The sequence below is a fragment of the Actinomyces sp. 565 genome, from assembly GCF_010365615.1.
In the GTDB taxonomy this organism is placed as follows: Bacteria; Actinomycetota; Actinomycetes; order Actinomycetales; family Actinomycetaceae; genus Actinomyces.
In genome coordinates, this window is the sequence record NZ_PIZD01000066.1 from 26,094 (window position 1) to 51,098 (window position 25,005).

Consider the following 25,005-nt stretch of genomic DNA (forward strand, 5'->3'; position numbering starts at 1 on the left):
ACATGACCGAACCGAACCGGCCTCAGCCGCAGGCGGTGGGTAACCCACTGACCGCGGCCGAGATCGCCTCCTTGCGCGCGGACTTCCCGTACCTGGGGCGGCCCGCCCGCAATGGTGAGGCACTGGCCTACCTGGACTGGGCCGCCACCAGTCAGAAGCCGGCTGCGGTCATTGACGCGGAGGCGGACTTCTATCGCCGCTCCAACGGGGCTGCCGGACGTTCCACCTACCAGCTGGCCGATGAGGCCACGGCTGTGTGGGAGGACGCCCGGGACGCCGTCGCGGAGTTCGTAGGCGCCCGCGGCAGTCAGCTGGTGTTCACCAAGAACGCCACCGAGGCCGTCAACCTGGTGGCGCTGGCCATCGGCCACGCCAGCTTGGGGCGGCCCGCCGAGCGCGGCGGGGCGGCGGCAGCCGCGACCGACGCCGCGGCCCGCCTGCGCGTCGGGGCGGGAGACGAGATTGTGGTGACGGTGGCCGAGCACCACGCCAACCTGGTGCCCTGGCAGGAGCTGGCGGCCCGCACCGGCGCCACCCTGCGCTGGCTGGACCTGACCGAGGACGGACGCATCGATCCGAGCACGGTCTCGGTTATCACCGACCGCACCCGGGTTCTCGCCATGACCCACGCCTCGAATGTGACCGGAGCGATCACGCCGCTGGCGCAGCTCCTGCCCGCCGCCCGCAGCGCCGGCGCCCTGGTGGTGCTGGATACTTGCCAGTCCTCCCCGCACCTGCCCCTGGACTTCGGTGCCCTTTCCGCGGCCGGGGTAGATGCCATGGTGCTCTCCAGCCACAAAATGCTGGGCCCAACCGGGATTGGTGCTCTCGTGGCCACCGAGGAGCTGCTGGACGCGATGCCGCCGGTGCTCACCGGTGGCTCCATGATCGAGACGGTCACCATGGCCTCATCAACCTATATGCCCGGACCCGCACGCTTCGAGGCCGGCAGTCAACCGCTCGCCCAAGCGGCCGGCTGGCATGCAGCCGTCGACTATCTCGCACGAATCGGCATGGACAGGCTGCACGCCTCCGAGCAGCTCTTACTGGAACGCGCCCTGCGGGGCATGAGGGAGGTGCCCGGTCTGCGGATTCTCGGGCCGAGCGGCACTCAGGACCGCCTGGGGGTGGTTGCCTTCGCCCTGGATGGGGTTCACCCCCACGACGTCGGCCAGGTGCTCGACGCCGCCGGCGTGGCGGTGCGTACCGGGCACCACTGCGCCCAGCCGATTCACGCGCACTTCGGGGTGCCCTCATCCTCACGGATATCCTTCGGCCCGGTGACCACGCCCGCGGAGATAGACCGGTTCCTTGAGGCCGTCGCCACAGTCCGCGGCTACTTCCAGAGGTGAACATGAACGAACTTGATCAGCTGTACCAGCAGGTCATCCTCGACCACTCGCGCGAGCGCCACGGCGCGGGTGCCCTGGATGCACCGGACGCCGTCTCCCATCAGGTCAACCCGACCTGCGGAGACGAGGTTACCTTGGGGGTGCGGGTGGTTGACGGGCGCATCGAGTCCGTCGGCTGGGAGGGGGACGGCTGCTCCATCTCACAGGCGTCCATCTCGGTTATGCATGATCTGGTAGATGGCGCGGACTTAGCGACCGTGGCGAGGCTCGAGGCGGAATTCGACGCGCTGATGCACTCGCGCGGGCGCGGCGTCGATCCCGCCGTGCTGGACGAACTGGAGGATGCCGCGGCCTTCGAAGGCGTGTCGAAGTATCCCAACCGGGTCAAATGCGCCTTATTGGGATGGATCGCGCTCAAGGATGCGTTGCTCAAGGCAGGTGAGCCATTGGAAGGAACCCAGGCGGACTGACCGGTTCCGCTCGTCCCGGGACCCGCATCCGTCCTTTTCACTGTTACAGACCCTGAATCACCCTTTAGGAGGAGCAAATGAGCCAAACCGCTCAGGAAACCAATCCGATGGCCGCGCAGCAGGCGCCGACCACCGTCGCCGACGTCGATGTGGCGGCCATTGAGGAGGCGCTGCGCGACGTCATCGACCCGGAGCTGGGCATCAATGTCGTGGACCTCGGCCTGCTGTACGGGATATCGATCGAGCCTGACGGCACCATCGTGCTAGACATGACCCTGACGACGGCCGCATGCCCGCTCACTGACATCATTGAGGAGCAGGCTCAGCAGGCACTCGGACTGATCGCCGACAAGGTGCGCGTGCAGTGGGTGTGGCTGCCGCCGTGGGGCCCGGACAAGATCACCCCGGAGGGTCGCGAGCAGCTGCGTGCCCTCGGATTCAACGTCTGACCCGCGGGCCAGCCGAGCCGGACCGCCGTCCGGAGGTGGTGCGCAGGTCGCGGCTGCGCACCGCCAGTACGCCCGATGCAATCCCGGCCACGCCGCCCAGCAGCAGCCAGGCCGCCGTTGGCTCGGCCGCCTGGGCGAATAGGCCCGCATCCATGACCGACCGGGGCAGGTCCAGGCTGGGCCCGAGCTGGGCGATTCCTAGTCCAACTAGCAGCGGCGCCCACGCCAGCCACCGTAGCCGCGGCCAGGCACCACCCAGTAGCGCGGTGACACCAATGCAGGCCGCTGCGGCGGGCCACTGCCCGGCCATCAGCCGCAGCGCGTCAGCGGCGGTGGTATCCAGCAGCGCGTGTCCCACCAGACCCGCCGCCAGCGCGGCCGCACCGAGCGTGAGCGCCGTCGCCAGCAGAGCGCCCAGGCACCAGGCGGCCAGCTGCCGCGCCGACCCGGTGCCGGTGCCGCGCGCCGTCTCAACCAGCCCGGAGCACTCCTCGGCGGCGAAACGCCCGGTCAGCACCACTGCCTGCGCGCAGGCCATGGCAGCCGTCAGCACGCCGACGTAGCCGAGGAATCCCGCGCCTGGATCGCCACCGCCCAGTTGTGAGCCGAGCACGCCCCCGTCCACTGCGCCCTTTCGGGCGAAATCGACCATGTTCTCGCCCATGGCCGTGAGCACTCCAGCGATGGTTGCGGTCGCCACCGCCCACACCAGCAGTTGTATGCCAGACAGCCGCAGTGCCAGTGTCACCGGGCCACGAGCCCGCAGCGGGTGCCGACGTCCGGACCCGATCCGAACCAACCCGGCACCCAGGTCCCGACGATGCGCGGCGGCCGCGGCTGCCGCAAGCAGTACCAGCAGTGCCGCACACACAACCAGCAGTGGACGCCAGTCGTTCTCGCCGCCGGGGTCGATGATGCCGCGCAGCGCGAAAGGGGACCAGGCACCGGCCCACGTCCAGCCCTCGGCGGCCCACGCGCCGTGCCCGGCGTACAGCAATCCCAGGGCGGCGAGCCCGACGCCGCGTGCACCGGTGGCGTCGGTGGTCAGCTGCGCAAACAGCAGGGTAAAGGCGCCAATCAGGGCGCAGGTACCGCACACTGCGGCGCCGTAGGCGAGGGCATCCGCGCTGTTCGCCCCGTCTAACGCCGCCAGGCCCGCTCCGGCGCCCACGCCGAGCAGAAGGCAATGAGTGGCGAGCACCAGGCAAGACGCGGCCAATTCGCCGACCGGACCGACGCCGATACCATGCAGCATCTCCGAGCGCCCGCCGTCCTCCTGGGCGCGCGTGACCGCGACCGCGCGCAGCACCACCACGATTCCCAGCAGCAGGCAGGTCAGCGCCCCGAGCTCCCAGACCGCGAGCTGCACTACGGCAGCACTCGCGGGCAGCTCACCGTACAGAGCGGCGGTGGTCTTCGACAGTCTTAACGCTGCCACGGCACGAGCCAGATCCGCGGCCGTGGCGTAAGTGGTCGCATAGCTAGGGGCGAGTAGAGCGGTCAACAGTGCGACCGCCGTCGGCAGGGCCAGCAACCAGGCGCGTTCCTCACGGGTGAGGATGCGGGCGGTGTGCAGGACGTGTCGCATGAGTGCCGGTCGCGTGATCATCGGGCCTGGCCCTCGTAGTGACGCAGGAAGAGGTCCTCCAGGGACGCCGGGGCGCAGGTCAGTCCCTGGGCGCCCGCGGCGATGAGGGCGCTCAGCACATTCGGAACGTCCTCAGCGGGCGCCGATATTCGCGTCACGCCGTCGGCCCCCGCCGGCGGGGCATTGATGCCGCGTGGTAGTTCCGGTGCAGCGCCGTCGGGCAGACGGCAGGTGATCGTCGAGTCGCGCAGGTGCCGCAGCGCGTCCAGTGTGCCGGTCTCCACGGTGCGCCCATCCTTGATAATGGTGACCGCGTCGCACACGCGGTCCACCTCGTCCAGCAGATGGCTGGACAGCAGCACCGTGCGGCCCCCGGCGGCCGCCTGGCGCACACAGGTCTGGAATACCTCCTCCTGAAGCGGGTCGAGTCCGGCGGTGGGCTCATCCAGGACGATTAGTTCGCACGGCGCCGCCAGGGCCGCGATCAGGGCCACCTTCTGTCGATTGCCCTTGGAGTAGCTGCGCACCGGCTTGGACGGATCCAGACTGAATGCGTCGATCAGCTCCGCCTCGCGGCGTCGATCGCGGCGGCCGCGCAGTGCGGCGAAGGCGTCCAGAGTCTGCGCCCCGGTCAGGGCCGGCCACAGCGCCGCGTCGCCGGGTACGTAGGCGGTGCGCCGGGTGATGGCGTTCGCCGCGTGCGCCGGATCGAGTCCCAGCACCCGCACCTCGCCGGCGCTCCGGCGGTACATGCCCAGCAGTACGCGAATCGTGGTGGACTTGCCGGCGCCGTTGGGACCGAGGAAGCCGTGGATCTGACCGCGGCGCACGTTCAGGTCCAGGCCGTCGACGGCGCGCAGGCGTCCAAAGGCCTTGACTAGGCCGCTGATCTCAATGGCGCCCTCGGGGCGGCGGGAGTCCATTGCGGCGGCGGGCCTGGTGGAGGAGTCGATAGTGACGGAGTCGATAGGCGGCATGCGCCCAGGCTCGGGTGTGACGTCGCGTCGCACTCAAGCGTGCCGTGCGGCGCTCGCCCGGCGTGTCGCGGCCCGCTGTCGGGCGACGGGCGGTGTCGGCCGGTACTGCGTGTTCACCGCGCCCGCCAGCGGGCGATCGCCTCGATCAACAGCCTCTCCATCGCCTCCGCCATCCGTGCATACCCCGGTTCCACCGCGGCAATCAGTTGGAACAGGGGGCGGACACTGGCGGTGTCGAAGTCTTCGGCGAGCTCCCGGCAGCGCTGCGGCCCCAGAACCCGTTCGAATCTGGCGATATTGTCCGCCGCGCGCTCCTCGATCTGCGCGTCGCTCAGGCCCGCGGTGTCCCTGCCGTAGGCCGCCAGGGCGTCGGCGTCCTCACCGTCGTCGGGCTCGGGGAAGATCAGTTCGGCAGCGGGAGGCATGCGCCCGCTGTAGCAGGCCACGTCGACCAGGTCGCGCTCGCGGCGCACGGCCGCCCGTGTCCGCTCATCGGGCGCGGCCGCCTCCAGACGGTCGAAGAAGGCCACCATGCGCGGCGGCATCGGGGAGACGGTCAAGCCCTCCTGCGCCCGCTTCAGCAGGCCGATCAGCATGTCCCGCTGCCGCAGCACCCCGTCCAGGTGCTCCTGTACGGCGTACAGTGCTCCCGACAGGTCGGTGATGACGGTTGCCGCGGCATCCGGGCCCTCCTCCTGCTCGGCGGACCGGCCCAGTATGTGTCCGATGGCCTTCAGCGGGACGCCGGCCTGGACCAGCCAGCGGATGCGTGACAGGCGGGCCACATGGCCGAGGTCGTAGTCGCGCCAGCCGCCCCGCTCCTCGGGCACGGGCAGCAGACCCAGCGAGTGGTAATAGCGCACAGTGCGAACGGAGGTGCCGGTGAGCCGGGCTATTTCGGCGACGCGCATGGGAGGGGTCGTGTCTCCTTCGGTTGAGCCGAGGTGTCCTCAGGGCAGGGCGGCGGACGGTTCGGAGGGATCACAGGCGAGGCTCATGGGACCACCGTAGGCGCCTACGACTCCGCTGTCACCGGACCAACAACGGCCGTTCAGCGCCACAGCCTGGTGCTGAGCCAAACCGCGAACCCCAGGACCGGGACGCAGCCGATCAGCGCCACGATCGTCTCCATGCCGATGACGAACAGTTAGGCGATCAGGCCCAACGCCGCCAGAGCACGCCCCCAGGTGCGGGCGGCCGCCTCCTCGCCGTCGGCCAGGGGCCCCGACTGCCCTTGAACCAGGAAGCTCCTGATCGACGGTGCATCCCGGCCCCGCCCGCGCCGCAGGGCCTTGATAATCGCCTTGGCCGCCGAGCCGCTCAGCCAGCTCTTGGAGGTCACCGTGTCAAAGACGGCCGTGGTAAGGACGGCCGGAATGGTGGTGCGCGCCAGCCATTCGCGCATGCCGCTGTTCGGCACGGTCGCACCGGCTTGCTTAAGAGCCTGGGTGCGCGTGGCTGCGGTCGGTAGTCCCCGGTTGTGGGTGGGAGCTCCCAGAATCAGCAGATCGAGCTTCGCGGACAGCGAGGTGGGTGCTTGGACCGCATCAAGGACCCGGGCCTGCGTCCCGGCATCCGTGAGCCCGGCGGCGACGGCCTCGGCGATCGCCCGGGTGTTGCCGAAGCAGGACTCAACGACGATGAGCGCGGTGGGTGCGGTGGGCATGGTTCCTCCCGGTTGCCGGCGGTGCCCCGGGTGGGGCGGACACACCCAGCGTCGGGTGTGACGTCACGTCGCACGCAAGCGGGTACCGGTTGCGATGGCCCGGTTGGGAGCCGCTGGCCGGCCCGGCGGTGAAGAAACTCCGAGTAGGGCCAAGGCTCACGGAACTGTGTGTCGGGAGTTAGGCACTGCCCGCCACCTTGCCAGTGGAGCCGCAGAGGATTCGCAGCTGCACATCGTGGGATGGAGATCGGCGGGCCATAGGGATCTGCCAACCAGCCGCTCGCGGCCACGTCCACGAGCGGTACCGCACCACAACCAACTAACGAGGGAGAACAGATATGACTGTGCGAATCGGAATCAACGGCTTCGGCCGGATCGGCCGCACCTATCTCAGGGCGGCGCTGGCCAACCACGCGGACGTCGAGGTCGTCGCCGTCAACGACCTCACCGACGCCGCCACGCTGGGTGTCCTGCTTGAGTGGGACTCCGTCAGCGGCCGTCTGGAGGACGTGCACGCCGACGGTGAGGCGCTCGTGGTGGGCGGCCGACGCATCGCGGTCTTCTCCGAGCCCGACCCCGCCCATATCCCGTGGGACAGCGTAGGAGCCGATGTGGTCATCGAGTCCACCGGATTCTTCACGGACGGAGCCAAGGCCGCCGCCCACCTGGAGGGCGGGGCCAAGAAGGTGATCGTCTCCGCCCCCGCGAAGGGTGACGTTCCCACCTTCGTCCTGGGCATCAATGACGGCGAGCTCGATGTCCACGCCGCTGACGTCTTCTCCAACGGCTCGTGCACCACCAACTCGCTGGCACCGCTCGCGCAGGTTCTCAACGACCTGGTGGGCATTGAAACCGGACTCATGACCACGGTTCACGCCTACACGGGAGATCAGCGCCTGCACGACGCACCGCACCGCGACCTGCGCCGCGCCCGTGCCGCCGCGGAGTCGATCATCCCGACGTCGTCGGGAGCAGCCAGCGCCATCGGAGTGGTCATTCCCGAACTGGAGGGGCGCCTGACCGGGGCCGCCCTGCGCGTACCGGTTCCCGTCGGCTCAATCACCGACCTGACGATTGTCGCGGGCCGGACCACGTCCGTGGAAGAGGTCAACGCCGCCTTCCGGGAGGCCGCGGAGAACGGCCCGCTGGCCGGGTACATGCAGTACTCCGAGGCGCCCATCGTCTCCCGCGACATCGTCGGCAACCCGCACTCGTTGATATTCGATGCTCCGCTGACCGCCATCGTCGGCAACGAGGTGAAGGTGTTCGGCTGGTATGACAACGAGTGGGGCTTCTCCAACCGGCTCGTCGAGTTCTCCTACCGGATCGGCTCACAGCTGGCCGCCTGACGGCTCCGGGAGCACTGTCGGCAGCGCCCGATGGAGCCTGACGTCGCCGCGCCCTGCCGGGACCCGTCGTCCACCGGGCGGCGGGTCCCCTCAGAGCTGGGAGCCGGAAACGGCGAAGGTGTTGCACTGCTCCAGGGAGCCGGAGCGCATGCCGGTGGTGAACCAGCGCACCCGCTGCTCGGAGGATCCGTGCGTCCAGGTGTCCGAATCGACGGTGCCGCGGGAGCGCTGCTGAATGTGGTCGTCGCCCACTGACTCGGCCGCCTGAATCGCCGTAGCGATCTCCGCTTCCGTGGGTTCCACCAGGAAGGGTGTGCCGGTCTCGGGGTCAACGGTCGTGGCGGCATAGTGCACCCACACGCCCGCGTAGCAGTCGGCCTGGAGCTCGGTGCGTACTGAGTCGGAGTCTGCGCCGCTGCGGGAGCGGTCGGTTGACCCCATCACGCCGAGCAGGTTCTGGATATGGTGGCCGAACTCGTGGGCGACGATGTACTCCTCCGCCAGTGGGGTGTCCTTTGCGCCGAGTGTGGACTCCATGTCGGAGAAGAAGCTCATGTCCAGGTAGACGTTGGAGTCCCCTGGGCAGTAGAAGGGGCCGACGGCGCTGGTGGCCGAACCGCACGCCGTCGACACGGACTGCCCGTCCCACAGGATGAAGCCCGGCTCGGCGTAGGCGGTGCGGGCCTGGGCAGGCAGCTGCTCACTCCACACCGCATCCAGTGACTCGGCGGTTGCGATCATCCGGCACTGGGTGTGCTGGTTGGCGGACTCGCCGCTGGTGCACATGGACGTGTCGATCACGGAGGTGGAGGAGTCGGGGGCGGTGTCCTGCGCGGCCAGCAGTCCGCTCAGGTCGACGCCGGTGACCTGGGAGAGCAGGAGTACCGCCAGCACTGCCAGCACCGAGCCGCCGCCGATGGCGGCGCCACGGCGACCTCCGGAACGCGTCTGTACCCGGTTGGGGTCGAGTTTGATGTTGCGGTTGAAGGACACGGGGCACCTCGTTGCCGGTCGTCACTGGGGTACGTCGATGGGATCTGCAGGAACCAGGCTAGCGGAGCCCGGCGGCGTCAACGTGAACGCGGGCTACTGCGGTGGGAACTGCTGTGGGAACCGTAATGGGAACTGCAATCACAGCCGTTAGGCACAGCTATGGGGCCCAAGGAGCGGTGCGAGTAGTCTGGTCGCGTGCTGTACGACCTGCTGTACAAGACCGTTCTCACCCGCATCGACCCCGAGGCCATACACGACGCCTGTATGGAGGCAATCGAGGCGACCAGCAAGGTGCCGCTCGTGCGCGACGTCGTCCGGCAGGCCTTTGGGCGCCGCCCTGCCTTCCCCGTGCCGTCGGCCAACCAGGGCGGACCATTCGTGCGCCCCGTCCCCGGCATCCTGGGCCTGGCCGCAGGCATGGACAAGGAGGGACAGGCGGTAGAGGGCATGGACATGCTCGGCTTCGGCTTCGTGGAGGTCGGCACCTTCACCGCCCGTCCGCAGCCGGGCAATGACAAGCCCCGCATGTGGCGTTACCCGACCATCCGGGCGGTCCGCAATCGTATGGGCTTCAACAACTCTGGCGCGGATGAGGCCGCCGCGCGCCTGCGCCGCCTGCGCTCAACGCCGCGCGGCCGCTCTATCGTCGTAGGCGCCAATATTGGCAAGACCAAGACCACGCCCCTGGATCAGGCTGCGCAGGACTACGCCTACTCCGCATCAAAGGTCGCCCGCTGGGTCGACTACCTGGTGGTCAACGTCTCCAGCCCCAATACGCCCGGCCTGCGCTCCCTGCAGGAGGTCCAGGCACTGCGGCCGATCCTCGCCGCTGTGCGTGCTGCCGCGGATGATGCCGCGCACCGCCACGTGCCGCTGCTGGTCAAGATTGCGCCGGACCTCGCCAATGAGGACATCGACGCCGTGGCTGACCTGGTGCTGGACATGAAGCTGGATGGGGTGGTGGCCACCAATACGACCATTGACCACGATCTGGGGGAGGGCGGCCTGTCCGGTGCCCCCCTGCTGCCGCGCTCGCTGCAGGTTGTGCGCCGTCTGCGCGCGCGTATGGGGGAGGGGCCCATAATCATCGGCGTGGGCGGTATCTCATCGGTCATGGACGCCGAGCTCATGCTCGATGCCGGCGCTGACCTGCTACAGGCCTACACGGCATTCATCTACAACGGTCCGGCCTGGCCCGGTCGTATCAACCGTGCCCTGGCAATGGTTCCGCGTCACCTGCGCTGACTCGGCCGCGCCCCGGGCCGGTAGGCACAAGTACTTTCAGACCGAGACCGGTCGAAGCGGCGCTATCCGCCTCGACCGGTCCCGGCACGCTGGTTAGCGGTGCGCGTCAGGCTGGACGCTGCTCGGGGGAGCGGGTCAGGGCCGGGTCGCGCTCGACGACGTCGCCCACAGCCGCATCGATTGCGGCCATCACGTCCTCACCCAGCTTCACACCGGAGGCCTTGACGTTCTCTACGAGCTGCTCCGGGCGCGAGGCTCCCACCAGCGCCGCGGAGATGAAGTCGTGCTGCAGTACCCAGGCGATGGCCAGCTGCGGCATGGACAGTCCGGCGTCGTCGGCAATAGGCTTCAGCTTCTGGACGGCGGTGAGCACGTCGTCGCGCATCCAGCGGCTGATCATCTGCTTGCCGCCCTTCTCGTCGGTGGCGCGCGAGCCGGCCGGCGGCTGCTGCCCGGGCAGGTACTTACCGGACAGGACTCCCTCGGCCATCGGCGACCAGACGATCTGGCCCATGCCGAGCTCGGTTGAGGTCGGCACTACCTTTTCCTCGATGACGCGCCACAGGGCGGAGTACTGCGGCTGGTTGGACACCAGGCGGAAGCCCATTTGGGTGGCGAGCTCCTGGCCGGCCCGGATCTGCTCGGCGGTCCACTCCGAGACGCCGATGTACAGGGCTTTGCCGGCGCGCACCACATCCGCGAAGGCCTGCATGGTCTCCTCCAGCGGGGTGGCGTAGTCGTAGCGGTGCGCCTGGTAGAGGTCGACGTAATCCATGCCCAGGCGCCGCAGCGAGCCGTCGATGCCCTCCATGATGTGCTTGCGGGACAGGCCTACGTCATTGGGGCCCTTGGGGCCGACGGGCCAGTAAACCTTGGTGAAGATCTCCAGGGACTCGCGGCGCTGCCCCTTCAACGCCTGGCCCAGCACCTCCTCTGCCACAGTATTGGCGTACACATCCGCGGTGTCGAAGCTGGTGATGCCCAGGTCGAGTGCGGTGCGCACGCATTCAATTGCGGTGTCCGCCTCCACCTGGGAGCCGTGGGTGAGCCAGTTGCCGTAGGTGATTTCGGTGATCTTGAGTCCGGAATTGCCGAGATGACGGTATGCGACCATGGTCACAGCCTATCGCGCGAGAAGTAGTGTGGCACAACTATTGGTACGGCGAACACGCACTTTCCCGGTGCCGACGGCCGCAGCACATGTGTTGTGCCGCGACCGGTGCCCGGCCTCTACCAGTCCCGGCTGGGAGGGCGGGCCCGTCGGCTCAGTCGGGGTACTGCCTGCGGGCGACCTGGGGAGCGGGCTGGCGCCAGCGGCGCAGGTTGAAGCACCGGGAGAAGACGTACCAGAAGATCGTGCCCTGCTCCTGGACCTTGTCCCGGCCGAACTTCGCGTACAGGCGCCGTCGCAGCTGCCGCCAGCAGACCACCGCATCCCCGATCGCGATGAACAGGTACAGGTAGATCGCCAGCATGAAGTAGTAGCTGATCAGGGTCTGCTGGGAGGAGAAGCCTATGAACACGATCAGCAGCAACAGGGTCAGCGGCATGAACCACTCGCCCAGGCAGTAGCGGGCGTCAACGTAGTCGCGGATGTACCGCTTGATCGGACCCTTGTCACGCGGCGGCAGGTAGCGCTCGTCCCCGGTCTGCATGGCCTGGCGCTGCCGCTCCCAGGCCTCATCCTGCTTCGCGCGCGCCTCCCGCTTGGCGGCCTTGCGGTCAGCGGGCACGATCGGGTGCAGATTTCGTGCCTGCGCGTCCTTGCGCTTGGGGGTGGGGCGGCCCTTGCCGGACTTCTTAGCGGGTGCGGCCGGTGCGTCGGACGCACGGGCGTCGGCCCGGTCGCGTCTGCCGAAGGGCAGCTTCTCTAACAGACTCACGGGCAACAGGGTAGCGGCTGGAGCGCGCTACCCTGCAACTCATGATTACCGCCCGCGCCGTGCACACCGCCGTCCATGACTCCTTCGAGCGGGTCGTCGCCGACCTGACGGATCTGGTGGCCATCCCCTCAGTCTCTGCCGCTGGGCACGACCCGGCGCAGGTCAGACGCTCCGCCGACCACGTGGCTGCGCTGCTGAGCGACGCCGGAATGGAGGCGAACGTCCTTTCGGTCCAGGGTCCGCAGGGCCCCGGCCGCCCCGCCGTGCTTGCCCACCGGGAGGGGCCGAGCGGCTCCCCCCGGGTGCTGCTGTACGCCCACCACGACGTCCAGCCCGTGGGCAATCCCGATAAGTGGCGGCAAGCAGATCCCTTTGCCGCACAGCGGCGCGGTGAGCGGCTGTTCGGACGGGGCGCCGCCGATGACGGCGCCGGCGTGATCGCACATGTGCACGCGCTGAGGCTGCTGGCTGAGTTGAACAACGGCGAACTGCCCTGCTCGGTGACCGCGTTCATTGAGGGGGAGGAGGAGATCGGCTCTCCCTCCTTCGAGAACTTCCTGAGCACCTATCGGGAGCAGCTGGACGCGGACGTCATCGTGGTGGCCGACTCCTCCAACTGGCGGGTGGGGGTGCCGGCACTGACCACCTCTCTGCGCGGAGTGGTGCAAGTGGATGTGCACCTGGCCGTGCTTGATCATGCACTGCACTCCGGCCAGTATGGGGGGCCGGTGATCGACGCCGTCACCGCCATGTGCCGACTGATCGCCACCCTGCACGACGAGCACGGAGACGTCGCGGTCGATGGGCTGGTTTCTCGCCCCCTGGCTGCGCCCGGCTCCCCGGAGTACTCCGAGTCCGACTTCCGTGCCGACGCCGGCGTCCTGGACGGTGTGGCCCTGGTCGGCACCGGGGACCTGACCGCCCGGCTGTGGACCAAGCCCGCGCTGGCCGTCATCGGCATGGACGTGACTTCCCTGCCGGTGGCGGGCAATGTGCTGGCCCCCACCTGCACCGCGCGCCTGTCCCTGCGTATTGCTCCCGGTCAGGACCCGGCCGCCGCACTCGCGGCCCTGACGACCCACCTCCAGGCGCATGCCCCCTTTGGCGCGCGGGTCACCGTCAGTGCCGGGGAAATGGGCCCCGCCTTTGACAGCACCGCTGACACGCCTGCGGGGAGGGCCGCCCACTGGGCGCTCACCGAGGCCTTCGGTACGGAGGCGGTCAGCATCGGCCAGGGCGGCTCCATCCCGTTCATTGCCACCCTGAAGGAGACCTTCCCCCACGCGCAGGTCCTGGTGACCGGGATCGAGGACCCGGACACCCGCGCCCACAGCGAAGATGAGTCGATGCACCTGGGTGACCTGGAGCGCATCGTGGTGGCGGAGACGCTGCTGCTGGCCCGGCTTGGCGGCGTGATCTCGCCCGAGACGGACTCCTGAGGCAAGCCTCGGGAGCGACCCCCGGATACACCCACAGACACCCAGAGACACGGTGAGGACTAGCCCCATGCGAGTGCTCCTGGCGCCGGGCCCCATGTTTCCAGAGCCCGGTGGCGTTCCCCTGGTCGCGCCCGAGCTGGGCCTGGGCGCCGACGCCGTCGCGCAGGCGATAGCGGCGGGTTGGGCGCAGGCGCGGCCCGCCGACGCCCTGACCCTCCTGCCGCTGCCCGACGGCGGCCCGGGTACCGCTCAGTGCGTCACTGGGGAGCGGATAGCCTCCAGGCGTGTCCTGCACGCACCGGGGCCACTCGGGCAGGTCCGGGAGACCGACCTGGTGAGGCTGGCCACTCCAGAACCGGTGGATGGCCATCGCCGAAACGGTGCCACCTGGCTGCTTGACGCTGCCCGGCTGCTGGCCCTGCCTGCCGACCGCGAGCTGGCCGCGCGCGAGGCGCAGTCCGGGACGACGACGGGGCTCGGGCAGGTCCTGGCCGCGGCCTTGCGGCTTACGGAGCGCGGTGACACGCTCGTGGTGACACTAGCCGCAACCGCAGTGCACGACGGCGGGGCGGGAGCCCTTGAGGGCCTGGGCGGGGTGATGCGGGCCCGCGCTCTGATGGCGGGCCGGGAGCTGGTACTCGCCCTGGCCGATGACACACCGCTGGGAGGCGTCGGGGGTGCCGGCCAGGCACTGAGTGAGGTAAGCGCGATGAGCGGGCAAAGCGCACAGGAGCTGAACCTGAGCGCCTGCGCGGCCGCGGCGCGAATCGCTGAGCAGGCCGGCTCGCTGCGTGGCGGCCTGCTGCCGGTTGCGGGCGGCGGTGGGACAGACCTGTCGGTCACGGCTCGGGGCACTGGCGCTGGCGGGGGAGCGGCACTGGTCCTGCGTGCCCTTGGCGCGCGTGCACTGCCGGGCGCGCGGGTCATGTCACGGCTACTGGGGCTGGAGGAGGCGGTGGCCGGCCAGGATCTGGTTGTGACAGCAGCCGGAGAGCTATTCGACGTGCTTGCCGACTCTGTGGTTGCGGTGGTCGGTGGGGCGGCCGGAGACCTGGCACTGCCTACGGTGCTGGTCGCGGGCCGCCTGGCCGTGCCGCGCGGAGAGCTCGCGGAGGCGGGCGTGGTATCCGCATACCCCCTTCAGGCACCCGGCGTAGCTCAGCGGGAGGCCTGGAATGGCGGCGCCCCGTCCTCCCTGCGCGAGCGCCTGGCCGCCGTCGGCGAGCGGTTGGCCCGCACCTGGTCGCGTTGACGCACTCACATCGCCTGCCATATCGACCGACCTCGGTACGTAAGATCTACCGACCTCGGCGAGGTGGGGCTGGGTTGTGGGAGCTGGGTGAGGCCGGGTCAGGAGACCAGGTCAGGAGACCAGGTCAGGAGACCATGGTGTGCGGGGCCGGGGCCGTGGAGCCGCGCACGATCAGGTCGGGCTTGAACAGCAGCTCCGTGTCGGCCTGATGCTCGCCGGCGATCGCGGACAGCAGCGTGGTTACCGCCGCCCGGCAGATCGCGGCGACGGGCTGGCGCACGGTAGTCAGCGGGGGGTTCATCATGGGGATCAGGGGGGAGTCGTCGTAGCCGATGACGGACACGTCCTGCGGGACGCTCTTGCCTGCGGCGCGTACCCCGGAGATGACGCCGAGCGCCATGATGTCCGAGCCGCATATGATCCCGGTACAGTCCTGCTCCAGCAGTCTGCCGGCGGCGCTGGCACCTCCCTCGTAGGTGTACAGCGTCTCCACAATGCGCAGCGGCTGGTCGGGCAGGTTGGCGCGTATACCGTCCTCGTAGCCGGCGGTCTTGCGCTGTGCGGGCACCATCCGCCCGGGTCCGGTCGCCAGGCCGATGCGGGTGTGGCCCAGGCTGGCCAGGTGGTCTACCGCCATGCGGGCCGCGGCCCGATCGTCGGTGGCGAATCCGGGCACCTTAATGGTGGAGGCGTTGCCATTGACGGTTACCAGGGGCACACCGCGGTCCCGCAGCCGCTGGTAGCGGGTGACGTCGCCGCCGGTGTCGGAGTGGCGGCCGGACACAAAGATGATGCCGGCCACCCCCCGATCCACGAGCATCTCAATGTACTCGTCCTCGCTGGTGCCGCCCGGCGTCTGGGTGCACAGCAGCGGGGTGTGCCCGCTGGGGGCGAGCAGCTGCTCGATCTCCTGGGCGTACAGCGGGAAGATCGGGTTGGTTAGCTCGGGGACGATCAGCCCCACCAGCCCCTTTGAGGTCTGGCGGAGAGACTCCGGGCGCTCGTAGCCCAGCAGGTCGAGGGCGACCAGCACCTGACGTCGGGTCGCTTCGGCCACGTTCGACTTGCCGTTCAGGACACGGGACACGGTCGCCGTGGACACGCCCGCCTGCTCGGCGATGTCGGCGAGGGTGATGCGCTGTTGCACGATACCCATCCTAAGGGGAAACCAACTGATATTGCCGCCACCCGGCGGTACTCGGTACGGGTTGAGACGAGCCATGCATATCGCGCCTAGTGGGTGCAGACCTTTTCAGTGCCCGGAAGCGCCGGCCTCAGCACGACCACGGCCGATCCGGGCCCGGTGGGGCTCACGGTCAGGTGGCCGCCCGCATCGCCGAGCACGGATACGCCTACGCCATCCATCGAATACACCTCATCCACCGCTCCGGCCGGTAGGCAGGACAGCGGCAGGTCCACCGCGGCGGTGCCCGCCCGCGCAACTGCCACCAGCACGTCGCCGTCCGGATGAGTACGCAGCCATACCAGCAGGTCGTCGTCGGCGTGCACCCAACGCATACCCCCGCGTCGTAGCGCGGGCAGCTTCTGGTGCAGCCGTCCCAGGTGCCGGTAGCGTTCCAGGACGATGCGGTCCACCGGACCCCACGCCCCGGCCGGGCCGAGCTCGTCGGTGGCCTCGGCACCAGGCGGAGCGGCCCACGGCATGGTGGTGCGGGAGTGCTCTCCGGTGCGGCCCGTGGCTCCGAGCTCGTCTCCCGAGAACACGGTTGGCACCCCCGGTACGGTGAACAGGGCGGTTGCCGCCACCAGCTGTGCCTCCCGGGAGCCGACGACGGTGCGGATACGCGGCGTGTCGTGCGAGCCGAGCAAGTTCATCGAATGGGTTATGGATGTGGCCGGCATATGCGCGGTGTACTCACGCACCCCGCGGGCGACCGGTCCGCCCTTCAGGCGCGGGATGCCGGTGGGGATACCCAGCCAATTCAGGCCGTCGGCAGGATCGGGGGCGGCCAGCCAGGACCACAGTGGCCGGGTGAAGCCGTGGTAGTTCATCGTGCCTTGCCAGCCGGATCCGGTTAGATCACCGGAGGCGTCGTACCCGTGCTCGGCCACCAGCCACAGCTCGCGCCCGGTGTCCGCCTGCACCTGCCGCATGGTGGCGCGCATGTCCGTTGCTGCCTGGTGGGCCAGGTCCACCAGGCCGGCCCGGCCGGTCATATTTGCGACGTCCGTGCGCCAACCGTCGGCGTTGTACGGCGGGCGCAGCCAGCGTGCCGTCACCGATTCAGGACCCCGCACCAGCCGGTCGCGCATGGCCTGGCTGCGGTGGTCGAGCTTGGGCATCGACTCCACATTCATCCAGGTCGAGTACTGGTCGGGATAGTGGTCGAAGGAGTAGAAGCCGGCCTCGAGGGATTCGGCATCGGTGACGGCCCGCCGGAACCAGTCATGGGTGACACCCGTGTGGTTGGTGGTCAGGTCGAGCACCAGGCGCATGCCGCGTTCGTGCAGCGCCCGAGTCAGCCGGGCCAGTGCCGCGTCGCCGCCCAGGAGGTCATCCACGCGGTCGAAACTGGTGGAGTCGTATCGGTGCACGGATCCCGCCGGGAAGACCGGGGTCAGGTAGACAGTGTTGACGCCCAGGTCTTGTAAGTAGTCCAGGTGGTCGGCGATGCCGTCCAGATCTCCTCCGTACCAGGCTGCCGCGCTGGGATCTCCCGCCAGCGGGGGCTCGGCGAGCCACGCGTGGGGCTGCGCCCAGGCGGGAGCGGTGCGCTCATGCGGCGCGGTGTGGGCGCAGAAGCGGTCCGGGAAGATCTGATAGCACACGGCATCGAGCACCCAGTCGGGCGCGTCGTCGTCGGCCAGGACCCGGAAGTCCGTGGCGTCGGGAACGTCGTGGTCGGATAGGCCAGCGGCGTGGAACCAGACGTAGGGGTGGTCGGAGTCCGGCGTCAGCAGCAGGAACCGGTAGCGGTTGGTGGGGTTGACGAGCCGGACGGGTGCCTCCCACCAGGACCCGGCGTCGGTGCGGGCCACTAGCTGGGCGTTGGACAGGGCGGGCTCACCGTCGACTACCTGGCGCAGGACGATGCGCTCGGGGTCCCAGGGCGCGGGCACCCACAACCTGGCGGTGAGCTGGGCTCCGGGGCGGCGCGTACCCAGCAGATAGGCCGGCCCGGTGTCGTGGTGCGGCTGACTCAAATAGTGCGTGGTGTTCGGACAGGTCATCGATCAGTTCTTGGATTGTTCCTCACGGGCGTAGCGGGTCAGCCCTTGACAGCTCCGGCGGTCGCGCCGCCGACGATGTACTTCTGCAGGTACTGGAACAGGGCGATCACCGGCACCATGGTCATGACCGAGCCGGCGGCGAAGATGCCGAGGTTGTTAGAGCGGTCGCCGGAGAGCATGCCGTACAGGCCGACGGCGAGGGTCTTCTTGGAGTTGTCGGTCAGGAAGATCGAGCCCAGCAGGAACTCGGAGATGATGCCGATGAAGGCCAGCAGGAAGGTGGTTGCCAGGATCGGCTTCAAGGAGGGCAGCAGAATCCGGTAGAAGACCTGCCAGTGGGTGCAGCCGTCGAGGATGGCGGCCTCGTCGAGCTCCTTGGGAATCGTGTCGAAGGTGCCCTTGATCAGCCATACCTGGCCCAGGGCGCCGCCCATGAGCGCCAAGCAGTAGCCCAGCAGTGTGTTCAAGCCGATGGCGGGCAGCACGTCCCCGATGCCGGAGATCATGTTGTAGATGGCGATCATCGACAGCGTGGTGGGGAACATCATGATCAGCAGCAGGGCCAGCAGGCCGCCGCGGCGCCCCTTGAAGCGGAAGCGGCTGAAGGCGTAAGCGGCCAGCACGGAGAAGAAGATCTGCGCTGCGGCCACGACCGCGCACACGATCATGGTGTTCAGGTACCAGCGCGTGAACGGGCCCTTGTCGCCGCTGAGCAGCGTCTGGTAGTTGACCAGGCTGACCCGGGTGGGAATCAGCGAGGTGGAGGCCACGGTCCCTAGGGGGTTCAGGGATGCGGAGATGACGTACAGGATCGGGAAGGCGGCGAATACGAGCGCCAGCACGCCGACGACGTGACGCCAGCCGATCTCCCGGAACCACCGGCCGAAAGGCATCCGGTTCTGTTTCGGCTCCGCTTCCGGGGAAGCGGCGGAACGGGAGGCCGCGCGAGTAGCAGCGGTTTTCGCTTCAGTCATTTTCAATCAGTCCCTTCCGGCGCGCTCAGTTGATGTCCTCGAGGCGGCGGGTTGCAGTGAACTGCGCCGCGGCCAGGACGCCGGTGATGACGAACAGGATGACGGAGACGGCCGAGGCGAAGCCGTAGTCGGCCCCCGACCCGCCGAAGGCTATGCGGTAGACCATCGAGATGAGGATGTCCGTACCGCCGCGTGTGTACTCGCCGGCGGCGAAGGGACCGCCCTCGGTGAGCAGCTGGATGGCGTTGAAGTTGTTGAAGTTGAAGGCGAAGGTGCTCACCAGCAGGGGCGCCACCGAGACCAGCAGCAGTGGGGTAATCACCCGGGTGGTCGTCTGCCAGCCGGAGGCCCCGTCAATGCGGGCCGCCTCCTTCAGGTCATCGGGGATTGACTGCAGCGCGCCGGTGCAGACGATGAACATGTAGGGGAAGCCCATCCACAAGTTGGTCAGCAGCACCGCGACCTTCGCCCAGTTCGGGTCTCCCAGCCAGTTGATGTGCAGGTTCAGCATCTCGTTGATGAGGCCGAAGTCGCGGTTGTAGAAGTTGGACCAGATCAGCAGTGAGATGAAGCCGGGCACTGCGTACGGAAGCAGCAGGAAGGAGCGGTACAGCTTCTTGCCGCGGATGCGGTCGTCATTGAGGGTGAGTGCCAGGAAGTAGCCGAGCAGGAAGGTCAGCAGCATGGAGCCGCCGGCGAAGATCAGGGTCCAGGCGAAGGCGCCGCCCAGCTGCTTGAGCAGGCTCTGATTGCCGAAGAGCCGCTGGAAGTTGGCCAGGCCGATGTTCTGCTTCCAGGACTGGGCGAGCTTGTCGCCGTTGGCGTTGACGAAATAGTCGGAGTTGCCGATCTTCTGCACCGTGTAGACGTCGCCCGTTTGGACATTCGTGATCGAGTCGGCCTCTTCGTCGTACACCATCGTCTTGGTGCCTTCGAAGGCGGAACGCACGCCCTGAACTTTGATGGCGCTGGTGTCGGATACCGACAGGGTCAGGTTGGAGATGGTGTCGTAGGCGGTGTTGATCTGCTTGCCGGTCAGGATGGTGTAGCCGTCGGCGGCGGTGACGAAGCCATCCGTGACCGTCAGGTCCACGCCGCTGGCGGGCTGGACCGTCTCGCCGTCGGCCCCGTAAAGCACCTCGTCGGTTTCGGTGTCCACCAGGAACAGGGTGAAGGGGCCCTCCTCGGCACTACCGGTGGTGGCCACCGACAGGTTGTACAGCGGGGAGTCGGCGGCCTGGATGACGGAGTTGTTGGTGATGGTGGTGATGGCGTCCTCCTTCGTGCCGCGGAATCCGTCACCGAAGTTTGTGAAGGCGGTCTGGATCGTCATCACGATCGGGACGATCAGGAAGACCGCCAGGAAGAAGGTGCCGGGGAAGAAATACTTGCCCGGGATGAACCGGTGGGTGGAGTACAGCATGAAGATGGCGATGGTGGCTGCCACCACGATGAACAGCCATAGCCACATCTGGGAGGCGATGAGCAGCGGTACCAGGTAGGCGGCTAGGGCCAGGGCGGCGCCGAGGACGAGCACCCGTCCGAGCACGGAGCGGATTGTCGTGGTCCGCTCTCGCGTCGTGCGACGGGAGGATTCGGGGTCATCCGCGCCTGCAGCGGCGCTGTGGGCGCCGCGTTTGTGGGCGGTTGTGGACGTCATCGTCGAAGGACCTTTCACAATGCTGAAAGAGGCTGAAAAGAAAAGACAGGCGTAAGCAGTAATGAAGATGGGCGAAACGGGCAGGGCGAGGGGACAACCGCCTGGGGCGGTCGGTGCAGGCCAGGGGCTGTCGGTCGCTTACGGGCGACGGCCGGGATACTCGGTCATGGTGAGGGCCGCCGGCCCTCGACCGCGGTTTACAGTCCGAGCGTGGAACGGATCTCGTCTCCGGCGCTGGTCATGGTGGACTCGGGCTCCGAACCATCGACGATGTTGGCCTCGGCCATGCCCAGCGGGCCCCAGACGGCGGACATCTCGGGGATGGCCGGCATCGGATCGGCGTTCTCCGCGAAGTCCATGAACTTGACCATGTTGGCGTCGCTCGACTCCAGCTTGCTGGCCAGGTCCTCCTGGACCGGCGGCAGCGGGTTGATAGCGTACATGGCCTCGGCGATGGTGGAGTCCCTGGCGACGTCGGCCACGAAGGTCTGTGCGAAGGCCTTGTTGGCGCCGGCGGCGGCCACGTAGAAGGCATTGACACCGGCGAAGGGACGGGCGTCGTCCATGCCCTCGAAGCCGGGGATCTTGGACAGCTCGAAGTTGATGCCGGCGGTGTTGATGTCGCCCAGTGCCCAGGGGCCGGAAATCAGGTAGGCGGCCTTGCCCTCGGTGAACAGGGAGATGGCGTTGTCACTGGTGACGGAGGTGGTGAGCACGCCCTGCTCGCCCAGCCCGCCGATCTTCTCAGCGGCGGCGATGGAGCCCTCGCCGCCGACGCCGACGTCGGTGGCGTCCAGGGAGCCGTCGCTCTTGGTGCCGAACAGGTAGCCGCCGCCGGAGGTGTACAGCGGCTCCATGTGATAAGCATCGCCGGCCTCGCCCACGGGCAGGGAGAGCACCACGTCGGCGCCGGAGGCCTGTCCGGCCTCGACGAGCTCCTCGATGGTGGCGGGCTCGGTGACGTCGGTGAGGTCCTTATTGACGAACAGGCCCAGCGTCTCCACACAGTACGGCACGCCGTAGTACTGCCCGTCGTAGGTCACGGCGTCCAGCGCGACCTGGCTGTAGTTGGACTCGGCGGCGGAGTCGAGGGTAATGGGGGAGATGGCGCCATTCTGGACCAGGTTGCCGATCCAGTCGTGTGCTGCCACGATCATGTCCGGGCCGTTGCCGGCCGAGTTGGCGGCGATGAAGTTGGATTGCAATTCGTCGTTGGCGACTGTTTGCACCGCCACGGTGATGTCCTGTTCGTCGCCCCACTTCTGGGCGATGTCCTTGAGCGCGCCCGCCTTGACCTCGTCGGTCCAGATGACCAGGTCGGCGTTGGCATCGCGCACGACCTGCTCGTCGGTGGACTCCGCGGTCGCCCCGTCCGGGGCGTCCGAGGCCGTGGCCGTGGCCGTGGAGGCGTCGTTGGAGCCACAAGCGGCAGCGGCGGCCAGGGTGGTGGCGATGGCGGTCATAGAGAGGAACGACCGGCGATTGAGGGACACCGTGATTCTCCTTCGAACCTGAATGGAGTTGATGGGATGACGCGCAAAAATGTAACGCACCACTGCAAGTCTTGCAAGACGGAGGGGGAGTCCTGAAAGGTTGTTGCAAAAAAGTGCCCTAAGCAACAGTCTCGGCGGCAGTCCAGACCGTGATTGTGGGTGGAACCACCAGAGCGCCGCTGTCCTGCTCGAGCGGCCCGGAGGACAGCAGGACCTCGGCGTGCTCCGGCAGGATGATCGGCCGCTGCGAGGTGTTGACCAGAACGAGCACGTCCCGGGCCAGCACGGCCAGCACATCACGGGGGCACCAGTCCAGGCCCTTTACGAATGCGAAGGGGGCGCCGGCCAGATGGTGCTCGTGACGCACATACGTGGCGTGACGCACGGTTGCCAGTGGCGAGCCGAACTGAGACCCCTGCGCCGCGGCGCGCTCGCCCACGATTCTAGCCAGCTCCAGAGGATCCGCGGGCTTATCGGCATCCAGCAGCCCGACCTCGTCGCCCTGGCGGAGGTACACGGTGCCGGGCAGCGCCAGCACCAGAGCCTGCAGGGCCAGTGCACGCCGGTACACCTCCTGCGCGGAGGCAGTCTCGAACCAGGCGCGGCCTCCTCCCGGGGTGGCGCCGTGCTCCAGCCAGTAGCCGGGTAGGTACCGCCAGGCTGGGGGAGCGCCGAAGCGGTCGTGCTCGGCAAGCGACTGGGTCAGGGCCCGGGTGAGGGACTCCGGATCCCAGCTTGCGAGCGTGAGGCGGTCGTCGCGCAGGTGGTGCAGCCAGTCGTCCTGCAGGTGATGGCGCAGCGCATCGGGGTAGCTGGCCGACACGTCCGCGCCCAGCGTGCCCTCCGGGACGTACTCGGCCAGCAGGGACTGCATCTGCGAGAAGTACTGGCTCAGGCTCTTCAGGTCCGACTGATCCCACAGATCGGGCGGGATGATAATGCCCAAGTCGACGCCGTCCGCGCCCGCAGCGAGGAAGCTCTCCGCGCGCTCGACCAGGCCCTCGTGGTCCCGCTCCTGGCCCATGACGATCGGATTGTCCTGGCCTGCGATACCGCAAGTGACCGGGCGCAGGGCGCCCGAGATTCGCACGATGACGCGCAGGCCCAGCTCGTGCGCGCGCTGGGCGAGGCTTTGGAATGCCGCCAGGTCAGTGCTCACGTCCAGCTGTGAGGGGCGTAGCAGGATGACGCCGAAGCCCAGGCCGACGACGTGCTCGAAGATGCCGCACACTCCGTCCAGGGCTTCCGCCCCCAGCTCGGGAGACGGGATCTCGTAGACGAGCCTGTCGCGCCACCACTGGCCCGGGCCGGTGTATGCGCGGTGGACGAGCGTCGTCGTGGTGGTCACGGCAACCGGCTCCCTTCCGCCGGGATCTACCCGGTCCTCGGACCTCACCGAACCTGCGCTTGGCCTGGGGCCCGACCCGGTGACGAGACAATCCTGCTAACCCGTTGGGCTACAGCGTGACTCATAGTAACCCGCGGTCAGGGTCGCTGCTGCCACGCGCTGCGATACGTTGGACTCATGTCCATCTCACATCAGCATTCTCCTGCCGTTCCCGCACCCGGGGCGGGCGGCGCTATGGGTGAGGGAACCGGCGACCTGGTCGGCTACGGGGCCGCTGATGTGGCGCGGTTCGTGCCCGAGCCGGCCAAGAACCCCCAGCGCACTCCCTTCGAGCGTGACCGCGCCAGAGTGCTGCACTCCTCTGCGCTGCGGCGGCTGGGAGCAAAGACCCAGGTGCTGGGTCCGTCAGCGGACGACTTCGTGCGTACCCGCCTGACTCACTCCCTGGAGGTGGCGCAGGTGGGACGGGCACTCGGCCAGGCGCTGGGCTGCGATCCCGACGTCGTGGATGCGGCCTGCCTGTCACACGACCTGGGGCACCCACCCTACGGGCACAACGGTGAGCAGGCCCTGAACGCGGTGGCGCAGTCCATCGGCGGCTTCGAGGGCAACGCCCAGACATTCCGCATCCTCACCCGGCTGGAGCCCAAGACCCTGGGTGCGGGCGGGCGGGGCGTGGGCATGAACCTCACCCGCGCCAGCCTGGACGCCGTCGCGAAGTATCCCTGGGCGAAGGGCGAGGGCCCGGGTGGCCCAGACGGCCGGTCCGCGGTCAAGTACTGCTGCTACGCGGAGGATCGGGAGATCTTCGCGTGGATGCGCGCCGGTGCGCCGGCTCACCGGCGCTGCCTGGAGGCGCAGATCATGGACTTCTCCGACGACGTCGGCTACTCGGTCCACGACGTGGAGGACGCCATCGCCCTGTTCAAAATGGATCCTGCCCGGCTCGTCGACGACGACGAGGTAGCCACTGTGATAGAGGCCACCCGCTCCTGGTACGGCGGGGGCGTAAGCGCCGACGCCCTGGGCGCCGCCTGGGAGCGGCTGGCCGCGCAGGCGTTCTGGATCCGCGCCTACACCGGGGCGCTGGCGGATGCGGCGCAGCTGAAGAATCTCACCAGCGAGCTGATCGGGCGCTTCGTATCGGCCGTGGCCGGCGCTACCCGGGAGGTATTCGGAGAGGGGCCCCTGACCCGCTACGACGCCGACCTGGTGATCCCCGAAGAGACCGCAGCCGAGATCCTGGTTCTCAAGGGTGCTGCGGTGCGTTACGTAATGGCGCCCCGCGAGCACGAACCCGTCTACCTGCGCCAGCGCACCGAGCTGTTCGATCTCGCCGACGCCCTGCTTGAAAGCAAGGGCGCCCACCTGGAGCCCGTATTCGCCGCGGCCTGGAAGGAGGCCGACGACGACGCCGGACGGCTCCGGGCCGTTGTGGACCAGATCGCCTCCCTGACCGACACCTCGGCACAGGCCTGGCACGCCCGTCTTTGCGGGCTGCTGTCCGCCGTATGAAAGCGGTACCCGGACAGCGTCCCGGATGCGGCACGCCGCACACCGGGTCGGCCGCACCGGAGTCCGCGGCCGCCACTGGGGGACGGGCCCGGCGGCGGGTCGGCTCGGGGCGGCCCGCGCCGCCCGGTACAGCGCGTCGATAGCCGTCAGTCCCCTCCCC

At 68.5% G+C, this 25,005-nt stretch carries 21 protein-coding genes; 8 read left to right on the forward strand and 13 right to left on the reverse strand.

The features are described 5' to 3' along the window. Nucleotides 1-2: 2 nt before the first annotated feature. The 3 genes from GZ997_RS10925 (at nucleotide 3) to GZ997_RS10935 (ending at nucleotide 2,271) form a co-directional block, all read left to right on the forward strand. Nucleotides 3-1,352 (forward strand): SufS family cysteine desulfurase, encoded by a 1,350-nt coding sequence (locus GZ997_RS10925; protein WP_162679910.1) that lies wholly within the window; start codon nucleotides 3-5, stop codon nucleotides 1,350-1,352. 2 nt (nucleotides 1,353-1,354) lie between these two features. Then, entirely contained in the window at nucleotides 1,355-1,822 is a 468-nt protein-coding gene (gene sufU, locus GZ997_RS10930; RefSeq protein ID WP_161924211.1) for a Fe-S cluster assembly sulfur transfer protein SufU, read from the forward strand. Nucleotides 1,823-1,929: 107 nt separating this feature from the next. Beyond that, complete coding sequence (locus GZ997_RS10935; protein WP_237564385.1) at nucleotides 1,930-2,271, forward strand: metal-sulfur cluster assembly factor; 342 nt, start codon at nucleotides 1,930-1,932, stop codon at nucleotides 2,269-2,271. Here the strand turns inward: GZ997_RS10935 and GZ997_RS10940 are convergent. From GZ997_RS10940 to GZ997_RS10955, 4 genes are all read right to left on the reverse strand, one after another. Further along, nucleotides 2,261-3,880: a hypothetical protein gene (locus GZ997_RS10940; protein ID WP_162679911.1), complete on the reverse strand. Its 1,620-nt coding sequence runs from the start codon at nucleotides 3,878-3,880 to the stop codon at nucleotides 2,261-2,263. The genes GZ997_RS10935 and GZ997_RS10940 overlap by 11 nt on opposite strands. Continuing rightward, nucleotides 3,877-4,782, reverse strand: coding sequence for an ABC transporter ATP-binding protein (locus GZ997_RS10945; RefSeq protein ID WP_162679934.1), 906 nt, complete (start codon nucleotides 4,780-4,782; stop codon nucleotides 3,877-3,879). The genes GZ997_RS10940 and GZ997_RS10945 overlap by 4 nt, the downstream gene beginning before the upstream one ends. 167 nt (nucleotides 4,783-4,949) lie before the next feature. Continuing rightward, nucleotides 4,950-5,747 carry a MerR family transcriptional regulator gene (locus tag GZ997_RS10950; protein WP_161924208.1) on the reverse strand — a complete coding sequence of 266 codons (798 nt, stop codon included), beginning with the start codon at nucleotides 5,745-5,747 and terminating at the stop codon, nucleotides 4,950-4,952. 236 nt (nucleotides 5,748-5,983) lie between these two features. Beyond that, nucleotides 5,984-6,502 carry a flavodoxin domain-containing protein gene (locus GZ997_RS10955; RefSeq protein WP_161924207.1) on the reverse strand — a complete coding sequence of 173 codons (519 nt, stop codon included), beginning with the start codon at nucleotides 6,500-6,502 and terminating at the stop codon, nucleotides 5,984-5,986. Between the two features lie 338 nt (nucleotides 6,503-6,840). Between GZ997_RS10955 and gap the strand changes: the two genes are divergently transcribed. Next, entirely contained in the window at nucleotides 6,841-7,851 is a 1,011-nt protein-coding gene (gene gap / locus GZ997_RS10960; RefSeq protein WP_162679912.1) for a type I glyceraldehyde-3-phosphate dehydrogenase, read from the forward strand. Nucleotides 7,852-7,941: 90 nt separating this feature from the next. Here gap and GZ997_RS10965 read toward each other — a convergent pair whose 3' ends face one another. Then, nucleotides 7,942-8,844, reverse strand: a complete 903-nt coding sequence (locus GZ997_RS10965) for a neutral zinc metallopeptidase (protein WP_161924205.1) — start codon at nucleotides 8,842-8,844, stop codon at nucleotides 7,942-7,944. Nucleotides 8,845-9,039: 195 nt separating this feature from the next. On the opposite strand from GZ997_RS10965, the gene GZ997_RS10970 reads away from it, so the two are divergent. Next, nucleotides 9,040-10,089, forward strand: a complete 1,050-nt coding sequence (locus GZ997_RS10970; protein ID WP_161924204.1) for a quinone-dependent dihydroorotate dehydrogenase — start codon at nucleotides 9,040-9,042, stop codon at nucleotides 10,087-10,089. 106 nt (nucleotides 10,090-10,195) lie between these two features. Here GZ997_RS10970 and GZ997_RS10975 read toward each other — a convergent pair whose 3' ends face one another. Together GZ997_RS10975 and GZ997_RS10980 are read right to left on the reverse strand one after the other, a co-directional pair. Then, nucleotides 10,196-11,203, reverse strand: a complete 1,008-nt coding sequence (locus GZ997_RS10975) for an aldo/keto reductase family protein (protein WP_162679913.1) — start codon at nucleotides 11,201-11,203, stop codon at nucleotides 10,196-10,198. Between the two features lie 151 nt (nucleotides 11,204-11,354). Next, a complete protein-coding gene (locus tag GZ997_RS10980) occupies nucleotides 11,355-11,972 on the reverse strand; it encodes a DUF3043 domain-containing protein (protein WP_343212329.1) in 618 nt (205 codons plus the stop codon). A 41-nt stretch (nucleotides 11,973-12,013) separates the two neighbouring features. Between GZ997_RS10980 and GZ997_RS10985 the strand changes: the two genes are divergently transcribed. Both GZ997_RS10985 and GZ997_RS10990 read left to right on the forward strand, forming a co-directional pair. Further along, entirely contained in the window at nucleotides 12,014-13,411 is a 1,398-nt protein-coding gene (locus tag GZ997_RS10985) for a M20/M25/M40 family metallo-hydrolase (RefSeq protein ID WP_162679914.1), read from the forward strand. Between the two features lie 67 nt (nucleotides 13,412-13,478). Continuing rightward, complete coding sequence (locus tag GZ997_RS10990; RefSeq protein ID WP_161924201.1) at nucleotides 13,479-14,663, forward strand: glycerate kinase; 1,185 nt, start codon at nucleotides 13,479-13,481, stop codon at nucleotides 14,661-14,663. A 124-nt stretch (nucleotides 14,664-14,787) separates the two neighbouring features. Here GZ997_RS10990 and GZ997_RS10995 read toward each other — a convergent pair whose 3' ends face one another. The 6 genes from GZ997_RS10995 to GZ997_RS11020 form a co-directional block, all read right to left on the reverse strand. Beyond that, nucleotides 14,788-15,810: a LacI family DNA-binding transcriptional regulator gene (locus GZ997_RS10995; protein WP_161924200.1), complete on the reverse strand. Its 1,023-nt coding sequence runs from the start codon at nucleotides 15,808-15,810 to the stop codon at nucleotides 14,788-14,790. Between the two features lie 86 nt (nucleotides 15,811-15,896). Beyond that, entirely contained in the window at nucleotides 15,897-17,855 is a 1,959-nt protein-coding gene (locus GZ997_RS11000; protein ID WP_162679915.1) for an alpha-amylase family glycosyl hydrolase, read from the reverse strand. A gap of 38 nt (nucleotides 17,856-17,893) precedes the next feature. Then, complete coding sequence (locus tag GZ997_RS11005; protein WP_162679916.1) at nucleotides 17,894-18,829, reverse strand: sugar ABC transporter permease; 936 nt, start codon at nucleotides 18,827-18,829, stop codon at nucleotides 17,894-17,896. 25 nt (nucleotides 18,830-18,854) lie between these two features. After that, entirely contained in the window at nucleotides 18,855-20,489 is a 1,635-nt protein-coding gene (locus GZ997_RS11010) for an ABC transporter permease subunit (protein WP_161924197.1), read from the reverse strand. A gap of 197 nt (nucleotides 20,490-20,686) precedes the next feature. After that, complete coding sequence (locus tag GZ997_RS11015; protein ID WP_162679917.1) at nucleotides 20,687-21,982, reverse strand: extracellular solute-binding protein; 1,296 nt, start codon at nucleotides 21,980-21,982, stop codon at nucleotides 20,687-20,689. A 118-nt stretch (nucleotides 21,983-22,100) separates the two neighbouring features. Continuing rightward, nucleotides 22,101-23,330: a glycosidase gene (locus tag GZ997_RS11020; protein WP_162679918.1), complete on the reverse strand. Its 1,230-nt coding sequence runs from the start codon at nucleotides 23,328-23,330 to the stop codon at nucleotides 22,101-22,103. A 234-nt stretch (nucleotides 23,331-23,564) separates the two neighbouring features. Between GZ997_RS11020 and GZ997_RS11025 the strand changes: the two genes are divergently transcribed. Continuing rightward, nucleotides 23,565-24,845 carry a deoxyguanosinetriphosphate triphosphohydrolase gene (locus GZ997_RS11025; RefSeq protein ID WP_238994425.1) on the forward strand — a complete coding sequence of 427 codons (1,281 nt, stop codon included), beginning with the start codon at nucleotides 23,565-23,567 and terminating at the stop codon, nucleotides 24,843-24,845. Nucleotides 24,846-25,005 lie beyond the last annotated feature (160 nt).

Coding starts and splice junctions, on each gene's coding strand:
- GZ997_RS10925 (WP_162679910.1), top strand. CDS start 3: ATGACCGAACCGAACCGGCCTCAGCCGCAGGCGGTGGGTAACCCACTG.
- sufU (WP_161924211.1), top strand. CDS start 1,355: ATGAACGAACTTGATCAGCTGTACCAGCAGGTCATCCTCGACCACTCG.
- GZ997_RS10935 (WP_237564385.1), top strand. CDS start 1,930: ATGGCCGCGCAGCAGGCGCCGACCACCGTCGCCGACGTCGATGTGGCG.
- GZ997_RS10940 (WP_162679911.1), bottom strand. CDS start 3,880: ATGATCACGCGACCGGCACTCATGCGACACGTCCTGCACACCGCCCGC.
- GZ997_RS10945 (WP_162679934.1), bottom strand. CDS start 4,782: ATGGACTCCCGCCGCCCCGAGGGCGCCATTGAGATCAGCGGCCTAGTC.
- GZ997_RS10950 (WP_161924208.1), bottom strand. CDS start 5,747: ATGCGCGTCGCCGAAATAGCCCGGCTCACCGGCACCTCCGTTCGCACT.
- GZ997_RS10955 (WP_161924207.1), bottom strand. CDS start 6,502: ATGCCCACCGCACCCACCGCGCTCATCGTCGTTGAGTCCTGCTTCGGC.
- gap (WP_162679912.1), top strand. CDS start 6,841: ATGACTGTGCGAATCGGAATCAACGGCTTCGGCCGGATCGGCCGCACC.
- GZ997_RS10975 (WP_162679913.1), bottom strand. CDS start 11,203: ATGGTCGCATACCGTCATCTCGGCAATTCCGGACTCAAGATCACCGAA.
- GZ997_RS10985 (WP_162679914.1), top strand. CDS start 12,014: ATGATTACCGCCCGCGCCGTGCACACCGCCGTCCATGACTCCTTCGAG.
- GZ997_RS10990 (WP_161924201.1), top strand. CDS start 13,479: ATGCGAGTGCTCCTGGCGCCGGGCCCCATGTTTCCAGAGCCCGGTGGC.
- GZ997_RS11000 (WP_162679915.1), bottom strand. CDS start 17,855: ATGACCTGTCCGAACACCACGCACTATTTGAGTCAGCCGCACCACGAC.
- GZ997_RS11005 (WP_162679916.1), bottom strand. CDS start 18,829: ATGACTGAAGCGAAAACCGCTGCTACTCGCGCGGCCTCCCGTTCCGCC.
- GZ997_RS11010 (WP_161924197.1), bottom strand. CDS start 20,489: ATGACGTCCACAACCGCCCACAAACGCGGCGCCCACAGCGCCGCTGCA.
- GZ997_RS11025 (WP_238994425.1), top strand. CDS start 23,565: ATGGGTGAGGGAACCGGCGACCTGGTCGGCTACGGGGCCGCTGATGTG.